This is a genomic window from Corynebacterium sp. LK2537 (assembly GCF_040946485.1).
In the GTDB taxonomy this organism is placed as follows: Bacteria; Actinomycetota; Actinomycetes; order Mycobacteriales; family Mycobacteriaceae; genus Corynebacterium.
Genome location: NZ_JAYWLQ010000004.1, coordinates 42,286 through 67,813 on the forward strand (window position 1 = coordinate 42,286; position 25,528 = coordinate 67,813).

The 25,528-nt window shown below is 62.1% G+C and carries 17 protein-coding genes; 7 read left to right on the plus strand and 10 right to left on the minus strand.

All coding sequences use genetic code 11. The features are described from left to right. Window positions 1-77: 77 nt before the first annotated feature. Both VVS03_RS06405 and mshA read right to left on the minus strand, forming a co-directional pair. Entirely contained in the window at window positions 78-824 is a 747-nt protein-coding gene (locus VVS03_RS06405; RefSeq protein ID WP_368534442.1) for a phosphoglyceromutase, read from the minus strand. 42 nt (window positions 825-866) lie between these two features. Continuing rightward, window positions 867-2,132, minus strand: coding sequence for a D-inositol-3-phosphate glycosyltransferase (gene mshA, locus VVS03_RS06410; protein ID WP_368520886.1), 1,266 nt, complete (start codon window positions 2,130-2,132; stop codon window positions 867-869). 187 nt (window positions 2,133-2,319) lie between these two features. Here mshA and VVS03_RS06415 point away from each other — a divergent pair, with 187 nt between their 5' ends. Together VVS03_RS06415 and VVS03_RS06420 are read left to right on the plus strand one after the other, a co-directional pair. Then, window positions 2,320-4,029, plus strand: coding sequence for a long-chain-fatty-acid--CoA ligase (locus VVS03_RS06415; protein WP_368534441.1), 1,710 nt, complete (start codon window positions 2,320-2,322; stop codon window positions 4,027-4,029). 75 nt (window positions 4,030-4,104) lie between these two features. Next, a complete protein-coding gene (locus VVS03_RS06420; RefSeq protein WP_368534440.1) occupies window positions 4,105-4,884 on the plus strand; it encodes a TetR/AcrR family transcriptional regulator in 780 nt (259 codons plus the stop codon). Here VVS03_RS06420 and VVS03_RS06425 read toward each other — a convergent pair. Next, complete coding sequence (locus VVS03_RS06425; protein ID WP_368534439.1) at window positions 4,881-6,380, minus strand: MFS transporter; 1,500 nt, start codon at window positions 6,378-6,380, stop codon at window positions 4,881-4,883. The two genes, VVS03_RS06420 and VVS03_RS06425, sit on opposite strands and share 4 nt — an antisense overlap. 281 nt (window positions 6,381-6,661) lie before the next feature. Here VVS03_RS06425 and VVS03_RS06430 point away from each other — a divergent pair, with 281 nt between their 5' ends. Continuing rightward, window positions 6,662-8,365 carry a long-chain-fatty-acid--CoA ligase gene (locus tag VVS03_RS06430; RefSeq protein WP_368534438.1) on the plus strand — a complete coding sequence of 568 codons (1,704 nt, stop codon included), beginning with the start codon at window positions 6,662-6,664 and terminating at the stop codon, window positions 8,363-8,365. A 262-nt stretch (window positions 8,366-8,627) separates the two neighbouring features. Here the strand turns inward: VVS03_RS06430 and VVS03_RS06435 are convergent, their stop codons facing one another. After that, window positions 8,628-9,323 (minus strand): heme oxygenase (biliverdin-producing), encoded by a 696-nt coding sequence (locus VVS03_RS06435; protein WP_368534635.1) that lies wholly within the window; start codon window positions 9,321-9,323, stop codon window positions 8,628-8,630. Between the two features lie 300 nt (window positions 9,324-9,623). Between VVS03_RS06435 and VVS03_RS06440 the strand changes: the two genes are divergently transcribed. Then, window positions 9,624-9,995, plus strand: coding sequence for a PH domain-containing protein (locus VVS03_RS06440; protein WP_368534436.1), 372 nt, complete (start codon window positions 9,624-9,626; stop codon window positions 9,993-9,995). 53 nt (window positions 9,996-10,048) lie between these two features. On the opposite strand, the gene VVS03_RS06445 is transcribed toward VVS03_RS06440, so the two are convergent. The 6 genes from VVS03_RS06445 to VVS03_RS06470 all read right to left on the minus strand — a co-directional run bounded on the left by VVS03_RS06445 (window position 10,049) and on the right by VVS03_RS06470 (window position 22,293). Beyond that, the gene (locus tag VVS03_RS06445; protein ID WP_368534435.1) at window positions 10,049-12,529 is read right to left on the minus strand and encodes an excinuclease ABC subunit UvrA; all 2,481 of its coding nucleotides are present in this window, start codon (window positions 12,527-12,529) and stop codon (window positions 10,049-10,051) included. Between the two features lie 389 nt (window positions 12,530-12,918). Then, window positions 12,919-16,071 (minus strand): type I restriction endonuclease subunit R, encoded by a 3,153-nt coding sequence (locus VVS03_RS06450; RefSeq protein WP_368534434.1) that lies wholly within the window; start codon window positions 16,069-16,071, stop codon window positions 12,919-12,921. Window positions 16,072-16,077: 6 nt separating this feature from the next. Beyond that, the gene (locus VVS03_RS06455; RefSeq protein ID WP_368534433.1) at window positions 16,078-17,274 is read right to left on the minus strand and encodes a restriction endonuclease subunit S; all 1,197 of its coding nucleotides are present in this window, start codon (window positions 17,272-17,274) and stop codon (window positions 16,078-16,080) included. A gap of 3 nt (window positions 17,275-17,277) precedes the next feature. Beyond that, complete coding sequence (locus tag VVS03_RS06460) at window positions 17,278-18,852, minus strand: type I restriction-modification system subunit M (protein ID WP_368534432.1); 1,575 nt, start codon at window positions 18,850-18,852, stop codon at window positions 17,278-17,280. 694 nt (window positions 18,853-19,546) lie between these two features. Continuing rightward, window positions 19,547-20,464: a restriction endonuclease gene (locus tag VVS03_RS06465; protein WP_368534431.1), complete on the minus strand. Its 918-nt coding sequence runs from the start codon at window positions 20,462-20,464 to the stop codon at window positions 19,547-19,549. 89 nt (window positions 20,465-20,553) lie between these two features. After that, window positions 20,554-22,293, minus strand: coding sequence for a DUF262 domain-containing protein (locus VVS03_RS06470; RefSeq protein ID WP_368534430.1), 1,740 nt, complete (start codon window positions 22,291-22,293; stop codon window positions 20,554-20,556). 228 nt (window positions 22,294-22,521) lie between these two features. On the opposite strand from VVS03_RS06470, the gene VVS03_RS06475 reads away from it, so the two are divergent. The 3 genes from VVS03_RS06475 to VVS03_RS06485 are packed head-to-tail and all read left to right on the plus strand — an operon-like array spanning window position 22,522 to window position 25,489. Further along, window positions 22,522-23,358, plus strand: a complete 837-nt coding sequence (locus VVS03_RS06475; RefSeq protein WP_368534429.1) for a hypothetical protein — start codon at window positions 22,522-22,524, stop codon at window positions 23,356-23,358. 18 nt (window positions 23,359-23,376) lie between these two features. Then, a complete protein-coding gene (locus tag VVS03_RS06480) occupies window positions 23,377-24,381 on the plus strand; it encodes an ABC transporter ATP-binding protein (protein ID WP_368534428.1) in 1,005 nt (334 codons plus the stop codon). Between the two features lie 43 nt (window positions 24,382-24,424). Continuing rightward, the gene (locus VVS03_RS06485; RefSeq protein ID WP_368534427.1) at window positions 24,425-25,489 is read left to right on the plus strand and encodes an ABC transporter substrate-binding protein; all 1,065 of its coding nucleotides are present in this window, start codon (window positions 24,425-24,427) and stop codon (window positions 25,487-25,489) included. Window positions 25,490-25,528 lie beyond the last annotated feature (39 nt).

Genomic DNA, 25,528 nt, shown 5'->3' on the forward strand with positions numbered 1-25,528 from the left:
ACGGGGCAGATCACCGGATTCGACGATCCTTTGGTTCCCGCGGGCGCGGCTAGATAGTTGTCTTTCCTACCTAAATGCTACTTGCCGCCCTGGGCCGCCACGGCGGCAGCCCCGGCTGCGGCGGCTTCCGGATCCAGGTAGGTGCCGCCCGGGTTGACCACCTTGCCGGAGGCGTCCACCTCGTAGACCAGCGGGATGCCGGTCGGGATGTTCAGGCCGGCGATGTCCTCGTCCGAAATCTGATCCAGGTGCTTGACCAGCGCGCGCAGGGAGTTGCCGTGCGCGGCGACCAGGACCTTCTCGCCGTTTTTCACGCGCGGCAGGATCTCTTCCTCGAAGTAGGGCACCAGGCGGGCGACGACGTCCTTGAGGCACTCGGTGCGCGGGACCTGATCCAGGTCCGCGTAGCGCGGATCCTCCGACTGGGAGTACTCCGCGTCATCGGCCAGCTCGGGCGGCGGGGTGTCGTAGGAGCGGCGCCACGCCATGAACTGCTCTTCGCCGAACTTGTCCTTGGTCTCGGCCTTGTTCAGGCCCTGCAGGGCGCCGTAGTGGCGCTCGTTGAGGCGCCAGTCGCGGAGGACCGGGATCCAGTGGCGGTCGGCCGCGTTCAGGGCGATGTTCGCCGTGCGGATAGCGCGGCGCAGCAGGGAAGTGTACAGCACGTCAGGCAGGAGGTTTTCGGAAGCCAGCAGCTCGCCGCCGCGCTTGGCTTCGGCCTCCCCCTTCTCGGTCAGGTCGACATCCACCCAGCCGGTGAACTGGTTGGACTCGTTCCATTGGGATTGTCCGTGACGCAATAGGATGAGTTTTCCGTTAGTCATGCCTCCAGCATGCCACGAAACCGGCTGCACCGCCGCGAAATTCTAGCCCCCGGTGGCATGACGCGGATGACAGTTGGGGATCTCCGCGGTCAGCGCCCGCTGGTAGACCGCCACCAGCTCGGTGGCCGCGGCCTCCCAGCTGAAGCGCTCCGCGTGCGGCACGGCCGCCTCCCCCATCGCGATGCGCCGCTCGTCATCATCGAGCAGCTCCTCCAGCGCGTCGGCCCAGTCCTCCGGCTCGTGCGAGTCCACCAGCAGGCCGGTCACGCCGTCCTCGACGGCGATCGGCAGGCCGCCGACACGCGCGGCCACCACCGGGGTGCCGGAGGCCTGGGCCTCCACGGCCACCAGCCCGAAGGACTCGTTGTAGCTGGGCACGGCCACGATATCCGCGGCCTGGTAGAGCGCCACCAGCTCCTCCGGTGGGCGCGGGCTTAAGAAACGGACGCGGCGGTCCACGCCCAGCTCACGTGCCAGGTCCGCGTAGGCCTGCGGGCTAGCGCCCGCCCCAGACGGCCCGCCGCAGATGACCACGCGGAGATTGCGCAGCGGTTCGCGGCGGAAGATCTCCGCGGTGGCGCGGATGAGCACCTCCGGGCCCTTGAATTTCTGCAGGCGGCCCACGAAGGCGATGACCTTGCTGTGCAGCGGAAGGCCCAGCTCGCGGCGGGCGCGCTCGGTGTTGCGGTCGCTGCCCGGGGTAAACAACTTGGTGTCCGCGCCCGGCGCGACGGTGACGATCCGCTCGGCCGGGGCGTCGTAGTGCTCGGCCAGCTCGCGGGCCTCGTCGACGGTGTTGACCACCAGCAGGTCGGCGTTGTCCACCAGCTGCTGCTCGCAAATGCGCCGGGCCTCGGACTCGCGGGCGTCGTCGTCGCTGCGGTAGGCGTTTTTCACCGCGGCGAGGGTGTGCGCGGTGTGCACCAGCGGCACGCCCCACAGGTCCCGCAGCAACCAGCCCACCTGGCCGGAGAGCCAGTAGTGGGAGTGGATGATGTCGTAGTGCAGGCCGTGGCACTTGACGTATTCGACCATCCCGCCGGCAAAGGCCGCCAGCTGCGTGGGCAGGTCTTCCTTCTCCAGCCCCTCGTAGGGCCCGGCCACGACGTTGATGACCCGCAGGTGCTCGCTGACCTCGACGACCTCGCCCTGGCTGGGCCGGGTCGCCCGGGTATACACGTCTACTTCAACGCCCTGCAGCGCCAGTTCCTTGGCGGTGTTGAGCACGTAGACGTTCATCCCGCCGGCATCACCCGTCCCGGGCTGTTCGATGGGGGAAGTGTGCATTGAAATCATCGCCACGCGCATGGCGCCCCAGTCTAATACCGCCTGCCCCCTCCCCGCCGCGGTGTTGCCTGCGTCACCGCTTCCCAGGACGCCTCCTGATGCCGGGACCAATCCCGCGCCGTGCGGCCGCGCGTTGCCGCGTCGTTATACTAGGGGAAGCACAACCTACGCTTGCGAAAGTTTCCCCGATTCTTAGAGGTTAGAACCCATGTCAGCATTCGAGACCAAGGCTTGGCTCCAGCACTACCCCGAGTGGACCCCGCACTCCCTCGACTACGGCGAGACCACGCTGCTCGACATCTACGACAACAACCTGGCCATCAACGCCGAGAAGCCCGCCACCTGGTTCTTCGGCCGCACCCAGTCCTATGCGGACCTAGACCGCCAGGTCAACCGCGCCGCCGCGGGGCTTAAGGCCTTCGGCGTGCGCCCGGGCGACCGCGTCGCGCTGGTCATGCCCAACTGCCCGCAGCACGTCGCCGCCTTCTGGGCGGTGCTCAAGCTGGGCGCCATCGTGGTCGAGCACAACCCGCTGTATACCGCCCACGAGCTGGAGGGCCTGTTCCAGGACCACGGCGCGCGCATCGCCATCGCCTGGGACTCGGCGGCCGGCACGCTGGAGAAGCTGCGCGGCACCACGGACCTGGAAACGGTGGTCTCGGTCAACATGATCGAGGCCATGCCGACCCTCAAGCGCGCGGCCCTGCGCCTGCCCTTCCTCAAGTCGCAGCGCGAGCAGCTGTCCCAGCCCGCCCAGAACACCGTCCCGTGGGACACCCTGATCGGCAACGCCATCGGCGGCGACGGCCAGGACCTGAAGGAGCCGGAGGGGATTGAGCGCGACACCACCGCGCTCATCCTCTACACCTCCGGCACCACCGGCAAGCCCAAGGGCGCGGAGCTGACCCACGGCTCCCTGTTCGCCAACCTGCTCCAGGGCAAGGCCTGGGTGCCGGGCCTGGGCGAGCAGGAAGAGCGCATGCTGACCGCGCTGCCGATGTTCCACGCCTACGGCATGACCATGAACATCACGCTCTCCCAGCTCATCGGCGGCGAGCTGGTCATGCTGCCGGCGCCGAAGATCCCTCTGGTCATGGACGTGATGAAGAAGCACACGCCCACCTGGGTGCCGGGCGTGCCGACGCTCTACGAGAAGATCGTGGAAGCCGCCGAGGAGCAAAACATCCCGATCAAGGGCATCCGCGCCGCCTTCTCCGGTGCCGCCACCCTGCCGGTGGACACCGTGGAGAAGTGGGAGAAGTACACCGACGGCCTGCTGGTGGAAGGCTACGGCCTGACCGAGTGCTCGCCCATCATCGTGGGCAACCCGATGTCCACCGACCGCCGCCCGGGGTACGTGGGCATCCCCTTCCCGGACACCGAAATCCGGATCGCCAACCCGGAGAACCTGGACGAGACCATGCCGGACGGCCAGGAGGGCGAGATCCTGGCCCGCGGCCCGCAGGTCTTCAAGGGCTACCACAACAACCCGGAGGCCACCGCCGCCGCCTTCCACGACGGCTGGTTCCGCACTGGGGACCTCGGGGTCATGGAAGAAGACGGCTTCATCCGCCTGGTCAGCCGCATCAAGGAAGTCATCATCACCGGCGGCTTCAACGTCTACCCGGCGGAGGTCGAGGAGGCCCTGCGCGTGCACGACGCCATCAAGGACATCGCGGTCGTCGGCCGCCCGCGCCCGGACGGCTCCGAGGACGTCGTGGCCTGCGTGGAGCTCAACGACGGCGCCGCCCTGGATCCGGAAGGCCTGAAGGAATTCGCCCGCCAGCGCCTGACCCGCTACAAGGTCCCGCGCACCTTCTACCACTTCGAGGCCCTGGCCAAGGACCAGATGGGCAAGATCCGCCGCCGCGAGGTCCAGGACGACCTCCTGCAGCGCCTGGGCCAAGAGCGCAAGTAGCCCCCGCGGTGTACCTCGCCTCCTCCGCCCGGCCTAACGCCGGCGGGCGGAGGCGACAGCGATAGAATCACAGCTATGCCCGCTACCACTCCCGCCTCCCCTGGCCGCCCCCGCGGCCGGCGCCCGGTGCTCTCCCTGGAGCTCATCGTGGACGCCACGGTTGAGCTGCTGGACCAGGTTGGCGAGAGCAAGCTGACGTTCCGCCGGCTGGCCGAGCACGTCGGCACCGGCGTGGGCAGCTTGTACCACTACGTGGCGAGCAAGCAGGAGCTGCTCGACCACGCCACGAACCGCGTGCTCGGGGACGTGATCAGCGGCCTGTCGCTGCCCGCCGATCCCTACGCCGCGCTGCACGCGCTCTCGCTGGCCCTCTATGAGAGCATGCAGCTCCACCGTTGGACCGGCTCCTACCTGCTGCGGGATACGGGCACGCAGCCGAACTCCATGCGCATTTTCGACCTCTTCGGGCAGCAAACCCTGCGCCTGGAGTTGAGCAACCGGGCCCGCTTCAACGCGGTCAACGCGCTGGTGTCCTACGTCATCGGGGCGGGCGCGGAGATGCGCGAGGCCCCCGATTACCTGCGCAAGCAGGGCTACTCCGACCAGCAACTGCGCGAGCGCGTCGCCCAGTCCTGGCGGGACCTCGACTCCGAGCGCTACCCCTTCGCCCACCTCGTGGCCGAGGAATTCGCCACCCACGACGACACCGAACAGTTCTCCGCCGGCGTCTGGCTCTTCCTCGACGGGCTCAAAGCCCGCACCAGCGCCAACGACTCCGCCACCGGCACCGGCACCAGCACCAGCGCCGACACCAGCAGCGACGCCAGCCCCACTGCCAGCCCCGACACCGCCTAATCGATGGCATGCTCGTCGGCGGTGCGGGAGTCCGTGAGCGTCGAGCAGCCGTAGCCGGCCACTAGCCCCACGAGGACGGCCAGCACCACGAAGATGACCTGCTCGCCGCCGAAGAAGGTGTCGGTAAACTCCGCGCTCCACGCGCCCGCCGGCAAGGTCTGGGCCACCAGCACCGCCAGGAGCGTGCCCACCACGGCGGAGCCGAATGAGGTGCCCAGCTCTTGGGTGACGTCATTGATGGCCGTGCCCAGCGAGGTGCGGTCCTTGGGCACCGACTCGATCAGGGCCACGGCGCAGACCACCATGATGATGCGCAGGCCGAAGGACAGGGCCGCCATCCCCAGCGCGATGACCCAGTACCCGGCGCGGATGCCTAAGGCCTCGACCAGCAGGCCGACGACCAGGCTGGCGGCGGCGATACAGCACGTCACGCGGTGGCCGAAGCGGGTCACGAGGTTCTCCGCGACGGGTTGGGCGGCCAGCATCACCACGATGAACGGCAGGTTCGCCAGGCCCGCTACGACCGGGGACCAGCCCAGGGCGTACTGGAAGTGCATGATGAGCAGGAACATCGAGCCCATCTGCGCCAGCGAGCTGCCCACCTGCGCCAGGGCCGCGCCGCGGACCGTGGGGATCTGGAACAGGGCCAGGTCCACCATGGGGTGGCGGGCGGTCTTTTCCCGCCAGATAAAGCCGGCCAGGGAGGCCACCGCGATGACGGCCGCCAGCACCGTGGGGGTGGCGGTCCAGCCGTAGTCCGCACCGCTGGTCAGCAGGAAGCAGGTGCTGGCCATGGCCAGCACGGTCAGCACCGTCCCGGGCCAATCGATGGGCGCGGCGTGCAGCGAGTCCGCCTCGTCGCGCGGCACGCCCCAGAGCACGCCGGCCACGGCGACCAGCGCGATCGGGGTGTTGATGAAGACCAGCCACTTCCAGTTCACCGCGCCCAGCGCGCCGCCGGCCAGGATGGGCCCGGCCACCATGCTGGACATGCCGATGACGACCATGAGGGAGATGGCGCGCATGCGCACCTTTTCTTCCTTAAAGACCTGGAAGACCAAAGACATAGTCACCGGCGCCATGCACGCCGCGGCCATCCCGAGGACCGCGCGCAGCGCGATGAGCTGGTCGATGCCCGTGACCAGCCAGATAAGTGCCGAGAGGCCGCCAAAGGCCGCCAGCCCCGCTACGAGTACCCGGCGGCGGCCGAATTTGTCCGCTACGGTACCGGCGGTCAGGAGCAGGGCCCCGAAGACGAGGGAATACGCGCTCGTCACCCACTGCAGCTGCGTGGTGCTAGCACCCAGGTCCCGGCCCATGGTGGGCAGGGCGATGGTGAGGATCGAGTTGTCGACCATCTCCACGAAAAAGGCTAAACACAGCGCCAGCAGCGGGATCCAGCCCTGCCGCAGCGTCGCCGGGGCCGTGCGCTCAGGCGCACTACCCGCCGCGCGGGCGGTGCCCTCCCCGGAAAGTTGAGTAGTTGAGGTTGTCATAGTTTTCTTCGCTTTCTTCCTGGGCGTCAAAGCCCGCGTTGATAAACCGGCGCCGCCTAGAACCGCCCTCCCCTCGCGCCGCCCGCAGGGGGCAACCAGGGAGAGATTCTAGAACGCGGTTCGATATTAGAATGTCGTTCGAATATAGAACGCCGTTCGGAATTGCACAAGTCCGCCACGCCAAAAACTCTCCCCGCATAAACATGAGGAACACGTCACGTTTAAGGTAGACTGATCCCCCACATAGTTTTGTCCCCCTACGAAAGGTATTTGGAACGCGCATGAGTGCCTATGAGACCCGAGCCTGGACCCAGCACTACGGCGACTGGACCCCCGCGGAAGTGGAAATAGGCAGCGAGACCCTCGTGGACGTCTACCAGCGCAATCTCTCCGAAAACGGGGACCGCCCGGCCACCTATTTCTTCGGTCGCACCCTCACCTACACCGAGCTGGACCAGCAGGTCCGCGCTGCCGCGGCCGGACTCAAGGCCTTCGGCATCCGCCCCGGCGACCGGGTGGCCATCGTGCTGCCGAACTGCCCGCAGCACATCGTCGCCTTCCACGCCGTGCTGCATCTGGGCGCCACCGTGGTCGAGCACAACCCGCTCTACACCAGCTACGAGCTGGAGGGCCTGTTCAGCGACCACGGCGCCCGCGTGGCCATCGCCTGGGACAAGGCCGCCGCCACCCTGGAGCCGCTGCGCTCCACCACCGACCTGGAGACCATCATCGCCGTCGACATGACTGAGGCCATGCCGCGCCTGCAGCAGCTAGCCCTCAAGCTGCCGGTGCCGCCCATCAAGGCCAAGCGGGAACAACTCACCGCCCCGGCCCCGGGCTCGGTCCCCTGGTCCACGCTGCTCAGCTCCGCCATCGGTGGTGATGGGCGCAACCTCACCCCGGCGGACATCCGTCCGGCCGACCCGGCGCTCATCCTCTACACCTCCGGCACCACCGGCACGCCCAAGGGCGCGGTGCTCACCCACCGCAACCTGCAGTCCAACTGCCTGATGGCCATCGCCTGGGTACCCAACCTGGGCGAGGAACCCGAGCGCTTCCTGGCCGCCCTCCCGCTCTTCCACGCCTACGGCATGACCGCGGTCTGCACGATGTCCATCTTCGTCGGCGCCGAGATCATCCTGCTGCCCGCCCCGAAGATGGACCTCATCCTGAGTGTGGTCAAAAAGCACATGCCCACCTGGTTCCCGGGCGTGCCGACACTTTACGAGAAGCTCGCGGACGCCGCCAAGGATAAGGGCGTGAGCCTCAAGGGCATCAAGAAGTCCTTCTCTGGTGCGGCCACCCTGCCGGTCGCCACGGTGGAAAAGTGGGAGGCGACCACCGGCGGCATGTTGGTGGAAGGCTACGGCCTGACGGAGACCTCCCCGGTCATCTGCGGCAACCCGATGAACGAGCACCGCCGCCCCGGATACATCGGCCTCCCCTTCCCCAATACTGAGGCCCGCGTGGCCGACCCGGAGGACCCCTCGGTCACCCTGCCGGACGGCGAGGAAGGCGAGCTGCTCGTCCGCGGCCCGCAGGTCTTTTCCGGCTACCTCAACAACCCGGAGGCGACCGAGAAGTCCTTCTACAAGGACTGGTTCCGCACCGGCGATATGGCCGTCATGGAAGAAGACGGCTTCATCCGCCTGGTCGCTCGCATCAAGGAGGTCATCATCACCGGCGGCTTCAACGTCTACCCCGCGGAGGTCGAGGAAACCATCCTCTCCCACCCGGACGTCACCGACGTGGCCGTGGTCGGCCGCCCGCGCAAGGACGGCTCGGAGGACGTGGTCGCCTGCGTGACCCTCCGCGACGGCGCCGCCCTGGACCCGCAGGGCATGCAGGACTTCGCCCGCCAGCGCCTGACCCGCTACAAGGTCCCGCGCACCTTCTACCACTTCGAGGAACTCGCCCGCGACCAGATGGGCAAGATCCGCCGCCGCGAGGTCCAAGCCGACCTGCTCGAGCTCCTCCAGCGCTAAGCCAGCGCCCACCACTCCGACGGGAACAGCAATCCCATCGAACCCCGTTGGGATTTATCGACCCCTATCACTCAACGCAACCATCCCCGCAGGCCGCACCCGTACCCCACGCGCAGAAGCCGATATTTCCCCCAAAACATTCAAGAAATATCGACCTCTGTCGCCCCGAAAAACCGTTTCCCCAGTTCACCAACCGGCGAAACGGTCAAAGGCCGATAATTTCCCCGCAGTCCCGCACGCACGCGCGCGTACCCACACGCGCCTAGCGCACCGGCTGCGGCTGCCGGGCAGCGCGGGCCCGGCTCAGGTCCGCGAAGACCGCGGTGTTGAAGGCGAACGCCTCTTGGGCCTCCGCAATCAGCGCCTCCCGCTCGTCCGCGCCCAGCGGCAGCTCGTCCAGCTGGTGCCGGTAGGCCGCCCGGTACGGCGGGATCTTGCCGATGGCGGCGAAATCGTAGAAGCGCAGCGCATCCGCGTCGATGTCGTAGATGGTGCCCAGGCGCGCCGCGATGACCTGGCCGCCGGAGATATCCCCCAGGTAGCGCACGTAGTGGTGCGCGATAACCCGGGCCGCCTCATCTTCGCCCAGCGACTCCAGGCGGGCCACGTAGCGCGCGGTGGCCGGCAGAATCCGGACCTTCTCGCGCCAGTCGGAGCCCATCATGTTCGCCAGGTCGTTCTCCAGGGCCGGCCGGCGCTCCAGGCGCGGGTCCGCTACCGCAGATCCCAGCGCGGTGTGCGCTACCCGCCGCACGGCGGTCTCCAGCGCGTCGTAGATAAACCACAGCTGGCCGGTCAGGGCGTGTACCGCCTCCGCGTCCAGGTCGCCCCTCACCAGGGCGGTCATAAACTCCGAGCCTTCCGCCCCCTCGTGCGCCCGCGCCGTCTCGTCCCGCAACGTCTGGGACAGCGGCTGGACCACTTGAGTGCGTTCCGTCATCGTGGCAGTCGAGACCATTGTTGTTCTCCTTCCGAGTACGCAGTGCGCTAAGCGCGCCCGCCGCCAAGGCCTCCGTGGAACTGACCTCAGCTCGTTCATTTCCTACATATTAAGGTTTGCCTTACCTGAAAGTACAGGGGTGAAAGCGAAGATCAAACCAATGTATGACACCTCATACCCCACCCCCAGGCAGCGGGCAGGCCACAGCCAGCCCGGGGCCACCCCCGCCAGGGTCACAGCCATTACCCAGCCTTTCCCGCAGCGAATTTGGGAAAATGAATAGACTTCACCACCCCCATCAAGAGGAGACAGATAACCATGGAAATGTCGACAATTACCGAGTGGATGTTCGCCGCCGAAATCCCCATCCCCGACGACATCTACGGCCTGCTCATCGAGGGCGAACAGCCCTACGCCGCCTTCAAGACCTTCCGCGACTCCGCGGTATTTACCTCCAAGCGCCTGATCGTTCGCGACGCCCAGGGACTATCCGGCAAGAAGGTCGAAATCTATTCGCTGCCCTACAGCGCCATCAACATGTGGTCGAGCGAAAACGCCGGCAAGATGTTTGACTTCACCGCCGAGGTCGAGCTGTGGACGCGCGCCGGCCACATCAAGATCAAACTGGGCCGGGACGTGGACGTTCGCCGCATCGACTCCCTCATCGCCCACGCCGTGCTTGGCCACTAAAGCCCGCTAGGGCCCACCCCATCAGCCGAGCACCACAAGCTTCCGCCAAGCCCCTAGTTGCCCAGCCGGCGGGCCAGGTAACGGCCGGTCACCGACTGCGGGGAGTCCGCCACCTGGGCGGGCGTGCCGGTGGCGAGAATCTCCCCGCCGTCCTCACCGCCGCCGGGGCCTAAGTCGATGACGTAGTCGGCATCCGCGATGAGGTCGAGGTCGTGCTCGATGACGATGACCGTCGCGCCGCGCTTGGTCAGCGCGTCGAGCACGGACACCAGCGTGCGGACATCGAGCGGGTGCAGGCCCACGCTGGGCTCGTCGAGTACGAAGACCGCGTCGCTGTGGTCGCGGTTCATCTGGCTAACCAGCTTGAGGCGCTGGGCCTCCCCGCCGGACAGGGCCGGGGTGGCCTCCCCCAGCGTCAGGTAGCCCAGGCCAAGGTCATCGAGTTCCGCCAGCTTCTTGTGCACCCGCGGCAGGTCCTCCGTAAACTGCAGCGCCTCGTGGGCGGTGCGCCGGAGCAGCTCCGGCAGGCTTAGACCGTTGCGCTGGTAGCGGTTGGCCTCTGGGGCGTAGCGGCTGCCGTCGCACTCCGGGCAGACGATCTCCACGTCGGGCAGGAACTGCACGTCTAGGGTCACCTCCCCGGTCCCCTTGCACCGCGGGCACGCTAGCGAGCCGGTGTTGTAGGAAAAGTCCGAGGCACTCAGCCCATCCGCGCGCGCTGCATCCACCGCGGCGTAGGCCTTGCGCAGCTCGTCCAGGACGCCGGAGTAGGTGGCCACGGTTGAGCGGACGTTCTGGCCGATCGGGCTGGCGTCAATCAGCTGGACCCGCATGCCTTCCGGGGCTTTCAGGTCGCTGACGTGCGCGGGCAGCGCCGCCGACTGCGCCCGCGCCTGGAGGGCGGGCACTAAGGATTCCAGGAGCAGCGTGCTCTTGCCGGAGCCGGATACGCCGGTGATCGCGGTTAGCCGCCCCAGCGGGATATCCACGCTCAAAGGCTTGACCGTGTGGATGGCGTCGGCCTCGAGGTGGATCGCCCCGAGGCCGAAGACCTCGTTTGCCGCGGCGGCGCTTCGCGTCGGGGTGAAGTGATCGCCGGAGAGGAATTCCCCCAGCAAGGAATGGGAGTCCTGGGCGACCGCGTCGGGGTGCCCCTCGGCGATGACGGTGCCGCCCTTGCTTCCGGAGCCCGGGCCGATTTCCACCAGCCAGTCCGCCTTGTTGAGGATCTGCACGTCGTGGTCGACGAAGACCACCGAGTTGCCGTCGGTGAGCAGATCCCGCATCACGCCCAGTAGGCCGTCGACGTTGACCGGGTGCAGCCCGATGGAGGGCTCGTCCAGCACGTAGAGGACACCGGTGGTGCGGTTGCGCACCGCGCGGGCGAGCTGCACGCGCTGGCGCTCCCCCGTGGACAGCGTGGATCCGGCCCGGTCCAAGGAGAGATACCCCAGGCCGAGCTCAACCAGGCGGCGGGCCATGCCGGTGAGAGTATCGACCAGCGCGCTTGCCATGTCCTGCATCTCCTGCGGGACCTCGGCGGGCACGCCCTGGGCCCAGGACAGCACGTCGTCCAGGCTCATGGCGGTGACATCAGCCAGGTTGCGCTCGCCGATGCGCGGCTGCCGCGCCGCCGGGCTCAACCGGGTGCCCTGGCAGTCCGGGCAGATGTCTTCCTTCAGGAAGCGGTTGACCTTCGCCAGGCGCTTCTCGGTATCGGCGCGCTCCAGCTCCTTCGTCACGGTCAGCCGGGCATTGCGGAAGGTGAAATCTAGCTCGTGCACGCCCTTCTTCGTGGTGACCGTGATGTGCTTCTTTTCCTCGGGGCCGTCGAAGACAACCTGCCGTTCCCAGTCCTCGAGCTCGCTCCACGGAACGTCAGTGCGCACGCCAAACTCCCGCGCGATGTCCGGCTGCACGTTGAAGCCGAACATCTGCCACGGAACCACCGCGCCCTCGTCGATGGTTTTCGACGGGTCGGGCACGAGCGCCGCGTCATCGACCGCACGCACCAGGGCGGTGCCCTGGCACGTGGCGCACGCGCCCGTGGAGTTGAAGGACAGCTCCTCCGCACCCGGCGCCTTGACCTGCTCGCCGCAGGTGGGGCACGCAAAAGGCGTCTCCGCGGCGACGTCGATGGTGGGCGCTACCCGATGCCCGCGCGGGCAGACGTGGGAGCTCAGCCGGGAGAACATCAGGCGCACCACGTTGAGCAGCTCAGCCGAGGTGCCGAAGGTGGAGCGAATCCCCGGCATCGCGGGACGCTGGCGCAGTGCCAGGGCGGCCGGGATGTGCTCGACGGAGTCGACGGCCGCGCGCGGGCTCTGCGTCATCCGCCGCCGCGTATACGTCGACAGGGCTTCGATGTAGCGGCGAGAGCCCTCCGCGTACAGCACGCCCCGCGCCAAGGAGGACTTGCCCGAGCCGGACACGCCGGCGATGCCCACCAGCGAGTGCAGGGGAATATCAACGTCGATGGCGCGCAGGTTGTTCACCCGCGCGCCGCGGACTCGGATGCGGTCAGGGATGGTCATACCCTCACCGTACCCCGGCCAGGAAAGCCCCCTCGGCGTCTCTTTCCGTCCCAGTGCTTAACGATGCCCCACAGCCGGCTGTGGTCTCCACAAGGACGCGGTCTGGTCCGTCGAAACGTGAAGAGCAGAACGCGTACAATTTGCACTACCCTGCGCACCGACTGCGGAGGAGAAAGCTCTCTGCTGACGAGGTAAATCAGCATGGCTGGGCGCACAAGCAAGAAGACGATTCCCTGCTGGAGCAAGACAATCGTCAATTCCGTACCCGTGGAGGCCATCAAGCGAGCAGACAAGGTCCTCGGCCCCGCTTTATCACCAATTCAAGCCCAAAACCCAGCCATCCAGTCAGTCAGCCGGTTTCATGTCCCTCGCGTTAGTTAGCCGCCGAGTTAAACATCAGCCAGCAGAGATTGCGGGTTCACAGAATCGGCGTAGGTCTCCACAATCCGGTTCATGGCGGTGACCACGCGGTGCTTTTGGTTAACGCTTTCGTTCTTCTTGGCACCGAACCGACGCACCGGCGGCATCATGCTGCCCACCAGCAGGCCGGAGTAAGGAATCGCCAAGTCAACAAAGCCTTTGGCGAACACCTGTAAGGCTTTGTCCGCCTTGAGATTTTCAGTGACAATGAGCTTATCAATGGCCTGGCGGCACTCGCGTTCCATCAAGGAGTAAAACTCCTCAGTGTCCGTATCGCCGTCCTGCTGCTCGATGAACTTGTTAATCAGGTCCTTCTTAAGACGCAGCTTCTCCGATGAGTCAACCTCACGCTCGACACGCTTGCGGTCTTCTTCGTTTAGGTCGCCGTTCTCGTCACGCAGCTCGGCAATGAGCTTCAAGATGTAGTCCACATCAACCGACAAACGCGACACCAGCTCAATCTCAAACACGAGGTCATCGGTAATATCGACAGGCTTATTCTCATTCTTGCCGCGCTTTTCCTCGTAGATTTCCAGATACACGCTTTGGTAGTCCTGGAAATCGCGAGTTGACAGCGTGGTGTCCTCGCTGAACTCGTCGAACATATCCAAGAAACTAATCAGGCGGACAACCTCGGAGTAGGACTCGACATACTTCTTCTTGTCCTCGTTCGTACCCGGCATGTCCCCAGGCGCGCACACTGCACGCAGTCTCTCCACGGCTTCAACAAACAGCTTGTGGTAGTGATCGTACGACTTCAGCACCACGACGTTGTAGGCGTCAGAGTCACCAAAACGCTGGATAGCCTGTTCGGTGGCCTCCTTCAGGTTGCGGAAACAGACGATGTTGCCTGCTTGTTTCTGTGCGTTGAGAATACGGTTGGTGCGCGAAAACGCCTGAATCAGCCCGTGCTGGCGCAGATTTTTGTCCACGTACAACGTGTTCAACGTGGTTGCGTCGAAACCAGTCAGGAACATGTTGACCACGATGGTCAAGTCAATCTCGCGGTTCTTGATTCGCTGCGAGAGGTCACGGTAGTAGTTCTGGAACCCGTCTTGTTGGCTAATGTCGAACGAGGTACCAAACTGCTCGTTGTAGGTGTCTATGACACCAGACAGGTAGTCCCGGTCGTCGTCGGTCAGATTCTCCGCTGAGGTGTCCTCCTCCGGTAGTGGGCCGTCGAGGTCGATTTCTTGTTCGCCTTGGGTGGACGTGCTGAAAATCGTGGCAACAACAAGCCGGTCCTCCTCTTTCAGAGTCCCCTCGGCCACGCGTTGGTTTTGCTGTGCAACAAACTCGTCGTAGAAGGCTTGGGCTGCTTCGATGGAAGACACAGCGAACATGGCGTTGAAGCCGTTAACTGTTTTAGCAGTCTTAGCCGTCTCACGGCCTTCTCTGTGCGCCTTCGGGTCGTAGGACTGCACAGTGTGACGGAACTTAGAATCATGCAGCGTGTGTTGGCCGAAGTGGTCGAGGATGTAGCTGACAATCGCAGACGTACGCTCTTCCGATTCCAACGCCCCAGTGCGATCAATGTCTTCAACTAGGGTGTCGTCACTGTCAGCGACCTTTGAGTGCATGGTGGCATTGAAATCAATCTTGAACGGCAACACGTTCTCGTCCCGGATAGCGTCCACAATGGTGTACGTGTGCAGCTTCGCACCAAAAATAGACTCGGTGGTTTGCACCGGCTTCTTTGACCGCGTGTGTGCTGCGTCGTCCTTAGTGTAGAAAATCGGCGTACCAGTAAAACCAAACATCGAGGTTTTGGTAAAACGCTTGGTAATGGCCTTGTGCATTTTTCCAAACGTGGAACGGTGGCACTCGTCGAACACGAACACCACGTGCTTTTTGTAGATGTCGAGCTTGTCGTTCTTGAGGACAAGGTGGTTGAGCTTCTGGATTGTGGTCACCAGGATTGGCATGTTGTCGTCTGCCAGATTGTCCCGGAGAATCTTCGTACTCGCGTTGCCGTTAGCTGCACCCTTAGAGAACCGGTCGTATTCCTTGATGGTCTGGTAGTCGAGGTCTTGACGGTCAACAACGAATACCACCTTGTCCACCCCAGGCATCTTGGCAAGCAACTGGGCGGTCTTAAATGAGGTCAGAGTCTTTCCTGACCCAGTGGTGTGCCAGATGTAGCCGCGTGAGTCAAGGGTTCCGAGCAGCTTCGGGTAGTTCACGTTAGAGGCAACCTTGTTGATAATGCGCTCGGTCGCTGCGATCTGGTACGGACGCATAATCAGCAGATTGTCGCTGGTATCGAGCACGCAGTACTTGGTCAACAAATTCACCAGGGAGTGCTGTGCCAAGAAGGTGCGTGCGAAGTCGGTCAAGTCCCGGATGTGCTTGTTTTTCGCGTCAGCCCACCACATCGTGAACTTGTACGAGTTCGACGTGGTGGCCTTACTGGCAAGTCCCTTCACGTGGCGCTGGCGCGTGGTGTTGGAGTAGTACTTGGTCAACGTGCCGTTGGAGATGACAAAGATGTGCACGTAATCGAACAAACGACGCCCGGCGCTAAGGCTGTCCCGGCCATAGCGGCGAATCTGGTTGAACGCCTCCTTCAAGGCCACACCGCGGCGCTTGAGTTCGATATGTACCATGGGCAAGCCATTGACCAAGATGGTCACGTCATAGCGGTTGTTCTTCTTCGCCCCAGTTTCTTTGGTCACCTTGTACTGGTTGATGACTTGGAGCTTGTTGTTCGACCAGTTCTCCGCATCGATAAGCATGATGTTCTCACGCTCGCCGTTGTCGAACAGGAAGTCCGTCACGGCCCCCTCATGCTGGATACGGCGTGTCTTATCCAGGATCGAGTCGGTGGTCGGAGCGATGAACTCATTGAGCAGACGCTGCCACTCACCGTCGCTGAATCGGACGTTGTTGAGGCTTTCCACGCACACGCGCAGGTTATCCAGCAGCGCCTTCTCGTCATGAATAGGCGGGTACTCATAGCCCTGCGACTCGAGCGTGGCAATAAGCTGCTCTTCTAGCTGCGCTTCGGACTGGTAGCCCGATCCTGTATTCTTAGTTGGTTCGTACTCGCCCACCACGGTGGACTCTGACGTAGCCGCCAGCTTCTTAGCGTCCCGCGGCAGGTCAACATAGGGATTAGTCATGACGGATTAGACCTCGCTAGCTTCTTTCGGCGCGAACGTTAACAACTTCTCACGGTAGAAATCGAACTGTTGCTGGCGCTGGGCACGCTCAAGACGCAGGTTATCAATAAGTGCCTGCATAACGTCGAGTTTGGCAACAAGTTCGTCCTGCGCCTCACGGGGTGGGAGAGGGATTGATATTTGGTTCAGATTCTTCTGGTTAATCTTCGGCTGGGTACCTCCGGTTACAAAGTCTGAAACCTTGGCAATGTTAATCGCATGGTAGAGAAACCTTAAAGACAAGCTCTCGTCTTTGCACGCGAGGATATGGGCATGATTGTTCACCCAAATTTTTCCAGTGGCCCAGTGAACAAATGGAGTGCCGTCCTTTCTCATGACACTTCCGTCCTCGCCAACTAGGACAAATTCACCTTCAAGGATGAAATCGTCTACCCAATCTTGAACGCCATTTGCCCCGTAGTAAGGGAAATGTCCAGGTTTCCGGTCTTTCGCACTAACCGGTTTGCGCAACCGGTCGAAATTAACCGCCACGTCCCCCAGCCGTACGTAGTCCACGCCGTCGGGGGCATACCGTTTCGCCAGGTAGTCGGCAGACAGTAACTTTTCCCGGTACTCGGCAAACTGCTGCTCCCGCTGTTCAATCTCTGTGTCGAGGTTCTCGCACAGTGCGGCGAACGCGTCCAAGTACTCAACAATCTTGTCCTGCACTTCGCGCGGTGGGAGGGGAAACCGGAAATCACGCAGCGATGGCATAGATACAGACTTGAAATTTCCCTCATTCACGTTTTCTCGGCAGTACTCCCCAAGCACGTAACCAACGTAAAAGACGAACTTTGGGTTCAACTCGCTAACGTAATCTTCCTTTGGTTGGAGTACCGTGAAGCGCTGATTACACATGAACTCTGTGGTGACTAATGCATGTTCACCAATTGTTGCCGATGTGGCTAGAATGACAGAGTTCGCTGGAAACAGCCTGCCACCTTTTATGGCACTTTCGGTCACCCGCTCAATAGAGCTATCAAGCACACGGCCATTTTGCCGAATATCATCCATACGGAACCATGGGACTGTTCCCGACTGCCAAAAATCTGCTCGTTGTCTCGACGGTGTATAGCCATTCCTTAAACCGAATACGTCCCCCAACCGAACGTATTCCACGCCGTCGGGGCAGAGCTGATCAATGAGTTGTTTCAGTGTTGCCATTGTTTACACCAGTCCGTCCGCTTTGAGTTCGGCCACGATAGCGTCAACACGTGCCTTGAAGTCAGCTTGGGCGATGTTGGTTTCCGCGATGTCACTGTTGAGCTGTTCGATGTCGATTTCCTCGCGGGTGTCTTCCTTTTCGACATAGGTGTTGACCGACAGGTTGAAGTCCTTATCCTTGACTGTTTCCTGCGGCACCATCACGGCCTTGTACGGCACGTCCTTCTTGCCGAAGTACAGGTCAGTAATGGCCTTCTGGTCAGCCTCGGACAACGTGTTCTTTGCACCCTGCTTGGTGAAGCACTCCGCAGCGTCCACAAACAAGACGTCGGTGGTGTCACGGTTCTTCTTCAATACCAAGATCACGGTGCTGATTGACGTACCGAAGAACAGGTTGGGCGGTAGCTGAATCACCGCGTCCACAAAGTTGTTATTAATCAGATACTTGCGAATCTTCTGCTCGTCGCCACCACGGTACAAAATACCCGGAAACTCGACGATGGCTGCCACGCCGTCCTCTTCCAAGTGGTGCAGCATGTGCATGGTAAACGCAAGGTCAGACTTCGACTTCGGTGCCAGCACACCTGCCGGTGAGTAGCGCTCGTCGTTAATCAGGGTTACATCTTCCTTGCCCGGCCACTTCTGCGAATACGGCGGGTTAGACACGATAGCGTCAAACGGCTGCACGTCGAGGTGCTGCGGGTCCATGAGGGTGTCGCCTATGCGGATGTCGAACTTCTCAAACGGAACACCGTGCAGCAACATATTCATGCGTGACAGTGCGTGGTTGGTCGGGTTAATTTCCTGGCCGTACAGGCCATCCTCGATATTGTCGATACCGAGGTGCTTAGCAAACCGGAATAGCAAAGACCCGGAACCGGTACATGGGTCGTAAGCGCGGCGAATCTTCGTGCGTTTATTCACCGCAATGTCAGCCAGAACTTCAGAGACTTCCTGTGGGGTGAAGTGCTCGCCACCGCTCCGACCAGCATTGGAGGCATACATGCGCAGCAGGTACTCATACGCGTCACCGAACACGTCGATGGTGGTATCACTAAAGCCGCCCAGTTCCAGTTTCTTGACTGCACGCATAATTGCACCAAGCCGCTCACTGCGTTCCTTCACGGAACCGCCCAGACGGTTGGAGGAAATATCGAAGTCTTGGAACAAACCAGCAAAGTCATCAGCCGAGTCAGCCGAAACGGTTGATTCCTCTACCGCCCTAAACGCCTTGTCGAGGTCGATGTTGAGGTTCTGGTTCGTCTTTGAGCCCTTCTCCAACGCGTCAAACAATTGTGACGGGAGAATGTAGTAGCCCAGCATTTCCGTGTAGTGCTCGCGTGCGTCCTCGGCAGTTTCATCGTCGAGTTCTGCGTAGTTGAAGCCCTCGTCACCGGCTTCAATCTGCTCGGTGTTGATGACGTAGACAAGGTGCTCGCACAGGTAGCGGTAGAACAGCGTGCCCAGCACGTACGCTTTGAAGTCCCAGCCATCAACCTTGCCGCGCAGGTCATTAGCGATTTCATTGAGGGTTTTATGGAGCTTGTCGCGCTCGGATTGCTTGGACTTAGGGGACACTGATGTTCCTTCAATGGTTGGGGGACGTACTGGCAGTATTCCCTTTAACTTTAGCCGCCGACACCGACTTTCATGCCAGATGCGACACGGGAACACGAACAAGCTTTTGGGTGGTTTAGGCTGTTCCAGCTACAGCTTGGACACAACTTGGCCGCACGCGCTGTGGCGTAGCTTTGAAGTGCCCACTACACAGCTCCGTCAGATTGCGCCGTGTCGAACAAACACGACCAAGGCGGGCACCTTGAAACTCACAAAACTAAGCGCGCCAGGCCGGCTCGCAGGTGCTACTCGTGTCTGTACGACCTGCCCGCTGTTTGGTAGACAGCACTCGAATCTGTGCCCAATTATCCACGGAAATCATCCATCCGACTCTTTTAAGCTGGGCTACTCTTCGACCGTTGCTACTGCGCTATTTTCCAACGCCGTTAACATGAACTCCGCGATCGGCATCTGAGAAAACGAAGACCGGCCCTGGACTCCCACCGGGGTGGGTAGCGGAACCGGTCATGTTCCCATCAAACTTACTTCGCCAGCCTGATTCACTCAACCTCAGTTTCGGGGTACAGGAATAAACCTGAAGCGCTTCATGTTATAACGCAATCCCACGGCGAAGCCTAGCTACAACGTCCGAGAGCGGTGACCTAGAAGCTGCCGGCACATGCTGATAATTACTGACTACTGCTCAGAGGCGGGATTACTCGAAGTAGTCCTCGTCAATTTCAACGATGCTTACCGTTCGTTTGTTTTGGACGCCGACGCCATATTTGATCATTAACCCAGCGAGGCGTACTCCATCAATGAGAACCACTCGAGTGTTAATTCCGGTGGCGTACTCTCGCGCCGATTTCGAGAAGGTCCCCGTCGTGAAGAAGACGCCACGGTCTGCTTGTGCGCCCTGCAAAGCACCGACAAAGGCTTGGATTAGCGGTCGCCCGACTGAACTCGACGGATCGAAGCGCTTGGCCTGGACGTAGATCCGCGATAGGCCTAAGGCGTCTTGGTCGATGACCCCGTCAATTCCGCCATCGTTAGTGAGTTGGGTTCGGCTTGCTTTACCCTGCGTGCCTCCGTAGCCCATGGCGATCAGAACGTCGAGAACTGCTTGCTCAAAGAACGCTGGATCATTTCCATGGAGCCGCAGGAGAAGCTCCGCACTTACGTTTTCGTGAATCCGGTCCACACCTTCATCAATCTGCTCCTCGGGTCCAAGAATACTCTCCTCCTTGGAGGTAGGAGCTTCCTCGGTCACCCGAGCAGCGGCGATCTGATCCCATGTGGAAGTACCAGGATTACCACTAAATTCTTCCCGAAGTTCAGCCTCACCGATGCGTTCTGGGTACCGAGATAATAAGTCCCGACCGTAATCACTAATTTCATAGACAGCGCGGCGCGGACGTGTCACGGCCTGGGCATTGCGCAGATAAGAGATCGCCCAGCCAATTCGGTTCTCGAACACCGGCGAACCACTGGAGATCGTTGCTTGCCGTTGTTCCTCGGAGACTTCGGCAGCATCGGCAACCTTCTGAATCAACTCACGCCGCTGAAGCTGACTCCCGTCGCTTAAGACCTTCAGGACGTACACCATGTAATAGTGCCACGGATAGTGCGACAACTAATCCTCCTAGCAAATAAAACAGAATTTCGAGCTAGCCCAAACGACAGGGAGCGGTATTTACCTGCGCTTTGAGCTAAACAAACGGTCTAATCATCAGTAAGCAGTCCCCACTCGCCCACGAAGTCCAGGAAGCTGGACACGATCTTCTCGTTTCGTGCGATGATGTCTTCCTGCTTGAAGTCGTCGTGGTTCTCCGCGAGCTTCTTGAGCTCGACGTTGTGGGTGCCTGGTCGGACTTGGCCGCGGGACGTGGTGAAACCGTTGTAGTAGTTCTTCTTGTCGGAGAAGCGGTAGTCCGATGCGCGGATGTTAATGGACTTTTCCAGGAACGCCTTGTTGCCCAGTGACTCGAGCAGGCTACGTGGGTCGAGGGAGTTTTCCACGTCGGCGCGTTTCTTGGCGTAGATGTGCTCGAGCTCGAGTTTTACGTCCGGATCGAACGGCTGCTGATCGGGGTCCTGGAAGGCCCACCACACCAGCATGGAACGGGTAATCGGCCGCCCGTTGTTGAACCGGAAGGACTTCATCCGCTCTTCCAGGCCGGCGCGGTCGAAACGGTGTTGCTCGAAAGTGACTGGCTCGTCGTTAACCAGGCGGACCATCGCCGGGAAGATCGGGGTACGCAGCGCGTTTACACCGGGCCGCTCAATCGAATATGCCCAGATGAATGCATTGATACGTGAGAGGAAGTCCAGGAATTTCTTGTCATCCAGTTCACCGTTCTCATCATGGTTATGCATGTAGTACACGGACACGAAGTAGGTCCACATGCTGTTCGGCGCGTGTGACATGACGAAGAGGCGGCGGATTACTTCCTCGCTGAAGCCTTCCCGGTCGTTGACCCTTACCCAGAACGAGAGGAGGGTTTCCAGGTCGGCGAGGGTCTGCTCTGATTTCAGCAGCTCGTAGTTGCCGCGTTCGTAGAAGTCACGCAGGGACACCGTCGTCGTCTTGCGAATGCCCAGCTTCGCGCGTCGGTAGTACATGTAACGCGTGAACAGCTCATCCATCGCACTGGAACTGGACCTGTCGAAGATCCGGCTACTGGTCTCTTCCAGCACCCGCCAGCGATCAATGAACTCGTCCTTCTTGTCTTTATCCGCGAAGTACTTGTAGAACTGCGATTTAAAGATGTCCGCGTCCGCCAACGGGAGCCCGCGGTCGTTGAGCGTGGAGAAGATCCGAAGGGCTGTTCGCTGGGATTCTGCCTCAATCGGAAGCAGGATGAGGTTCTTTAGGATGCGCATGGCCAGCGAAGGCGTATAGGTCGGGAATTTGTCGACAAACTCGTCGATGCTGCGTTGGAAGAACGCGAAGTTCTCCGCGTATCGGCTCCGCCGGCCAGGAACTACCTCCCCTTTTCGCAGGATTTCGAGGAACTCACCCTTGTCGTCGTCGGAGGCTACCTCAGAGTCGATCTTCAGCTGTTCATAGTCGGGGTCGCCGAACTCATCGGTCTTCCACAGACACGACGCGATAAGGTCGCGGGTTTTCACCGATCGAGCATCTTTCATGTGCTCGAACTTCGCGTAGAAGGCGCGCAGGAGCAGCATCAAGGTCGTCAATCGCTGCTGCCCGTCGATGATTTCGAGCTGGCCTTCCGTGTTCCGGAAGGTCACGATGGGGCCCAGGAAGTACTCGTCGTTGTCGTCGAACTGGTCCACGTCGCCTTCCGGGATGGCGAAAGCGAAAATGTCTTCCCATAGGGTCAGGCACTGATCCTCGGTCCAGGCGTAGGGGCGCTGGTAGTCGGGGATGAGGAAATCGGCCCGCTTATCGCTGAACAGCGATAAGACAGTCTTTTGGTCGATGCTGAGCTTCGACATTCACGCTCCTTAGGGGGATGTAGACAAATCACTTTAAATTGTATGTGAACGACCAGACCCAGCGTGGTGTTTGTCCGAATGGATTGTCTAAAACTGCGAGCGTCGGCGGTGCTTGGGGAGCAGACTCCGTCATCTACGCGGGGCAGGACGTAGTGCTTTACCTGATGTTCACGTTATCTACATAACTATTTAGTAGTTTCGAAACCTAAGCACTCTAGTATTCTCGCCGTGTTTAAGAGAAGTATCGGAGCTGCCTGCGGCATGCTCATGGCGGTTGCGATGGCGGCCCCCGGCGGGGCTGGCGAGGCGTCTGCTGCTGCGGTTGCTAAGCCGGACTACCAGGTGAAGTTGCTCCTTAAAGGTGACGCTGTGGATGCCGAGGGGCAGCCCAGCCAGGCGCTGACGTCCCGGTTTGAGCTCGGGGAGTTCGAAGGCACGGAGCGCTCCGTTTATGTAGACACCCCGGACCGCTTCTACGGCTCCCGCGGTTGGAGTATCCGCCTGCGCCATAAGGAGGGCGCGGACTCTTACGACGTCACCTTCAAGCGCCGGGCAGAACTCGCCGACAATTCCTTGTCGGAGGACTCGGTTGATCGCGCCCTGGAGGAAGCCCGTGACGCGGGCTTTGACTCCTCGGACGATAACTACGCCGCGCAGGTAAACGCCAGCTACGCCAGCACCACCCTTGATTTCAGTAACAAGAAGGAGGCGGGGTGCATCGATAAGCAGTGCAGCCTGCCCGAGGGCGACCGGGCGGTGGATATCGCTGCGGAGCTAGAGCCGGGCAAGCTCAGCAAGGCTACGGGCACCTCAATTGCCGAGGTCGGCCCTGTGGCCAGCACGACGGTCGAGCAGAAGACGTGGCGGGTGACCATCGATGGCATCGCTACGGACTTGGAGGTCTCGACCTTCGCGGGCCGTCACTGGGTGGAGATCTCCGAGGAAGAAGACTCCCGCAAGGACGCCACCGACAAGCGCGAGCGGCTTATCAAGGCGCTCGATGACGCGGGCCTGCTCGAGCACCGCGACGCCTTCAAGACCGCCGAAGTTATCGCAGCTTCTTAAAGACCCGGGACGACCACCATGACTGCTTCACCACTATCTGCCCAGACTGAACCCCAGCCGTATATCCGGCTAGCCGGGGTGCGCCGCGAGTTCGCGGACGGGACGGGGCTGCACGCTACTGATTTGTCGATTGGGCGCGGGGAGTTTGTCTCCGTGCTGGGGCCGTCGGGCTGCGGCAAGTCGACGCTGCTGCGGTGCATCGCGGGGCTGGAAACGCCGGATGCGGGCACGATTTCCTTCGGGAACCGCGAGGTCTTTTCCGGCTCGGTGAACGTGCCGGTCAACAAGCGCAACCTGTCCATGGTCTTCCAGGACTTGGCGCTGTGGCCGCACATGAGCGTGGCCGGGAACGTGGAATTCCCGCTGACCACGGCCGGGGCGGCTAAAAAGCTGGGCGCGGCGGAGCGAAAGGCCGCGGTGGACAAGGCGCTGGAGATGGTCGGCATCCAGTCCAAGGCGCAGGCCCGGCCCCAGCAGCTGTCCGGCGGGCAGCAGCAGCGCGTGGCGATTGCGCGGGCGCTGGTCTCCAGCCCGGATGTGCTGCTGATGGACGAGCCGCTCTCCGCGCTGGATGCCGCGCTGCGGGTGCAGATCCGCAACGAGCTGACCCAACTGGCCTACGAGCTGGGCCTGACGGTCATCTACGTCACCCATGACCAGGCGGAGGCGCTGGCCATGTCGGACCGGGTGGTCGTGATGAACGCCGGCAACGTCGAGCAATTCGATGACCCGGTGACCATCTATGACGCCCCGGCCACGGAGTTCGTCGCCGGCTTCGTGGGCGTGATGAACCGGCACGAGTCGCTGCCGGATACGCGCCCGGAGGACGTGCAGGTATCAACCAGCCAGGACGCTGACGTCGGGGCGGGGAGGCTACCCGCCACGGTGCTCAGCGCCCACTACGTCGGCGGCCGCTACGAGGTGCGCTGCGCCCTCGACGGCGCGGAGGAGCCCTGGCTGGTCTACGCGCGCGAGCGCTGCCGCCGCGGCGACACCATCTACCTGGCCCTCCCGGGCCGCTAAGTTACCCCGAACCACCAATTCACGACCCATGGAGTTTCCCATCATGTTCAAGCCCAAATTCGTTTCTGCCCTCGCCGCGCTGACCGGCGGCGCCCTGCTGCTGACCGGCTGCGGCTCGGTCGAGTCCGCCAACGAGAACACCGAGTCCGAGAACAACGCCGCCTCCAGCGCCGAGGAATGGCAGGCCCCCGAGGGCCTGTCCGGCGAGCTGGACTACTACTCCGCCAACCCGCAGGGGCTGACCGATGCCCTGGTCGAGGCCTTCGAGGAAAAGACCGACGTGAAGGTCAACGTCTTCGCGGACACTACCGGCAAGATCACCGCCAAGCTGAAGGCGGAGGAGGCCAACCCGCAGGCCGACGTGGTCTACCTGGCGTCCTGGTCCGCGGCCGCCAAGCAGGACGAGTCCGGGGCGCTGGAAGAGTACGCGCCGGAGGGCATCGACAAGGCAAACCCGAAGTGGAACTCGGAAAACGACACCTTCCACGGCCGCGACGGCTCCGCGCTGGCGCTGGTGGTCAACAACAACGTCGTGGATGAGGCCCCGGCGGACTGGGAGGACCTCACCGACGAAAAGTACAAGGACCAGGTCATCATGCCGGACCCGCGCGAGTCCGGCACCGCCGCGGACCTCATCACCGCCATGGTCAATGAGAAAGGCAAGGACGCCACCTGGGAGCTGTTCGAGAAGCTCTTCGACAACGGCATGATCATCCAGGGCGCCAACGGCGAGGCCCTGGACCAGGTCACGGGCGGGTCCCGCGGCATCGTCATGGGTGGGGTGGACTACTCCGCCTACTCCGCCCAGGACAAGGGCGAGGCCCTGGACGTCATCATCCCGTCCTCGGGCACCACGGTCACCCCGCGCCCGGTGATGATCCTCAACTCCACGGACAACAAGGAAGCCGCCGAGGCCTTCGTCGACTTCATGTTCTCCGAGGAGGCACAGGAGATCTCCGCATCCAAGAACATGATCCCGGCCCACCAGGACGTCGAGCCGAAGAACGGCCCGGCCCTGGACGACATCAAGCAGCTGGACGATGACTGGTCCTCCATCGCGGATTCCTCCGGCGACATCAAGGACGAATTCGTCGAGCGCTTCCTCTAATTGGGTAATTGGGCCGCCGTTTTCGGTAGCACGCACTCC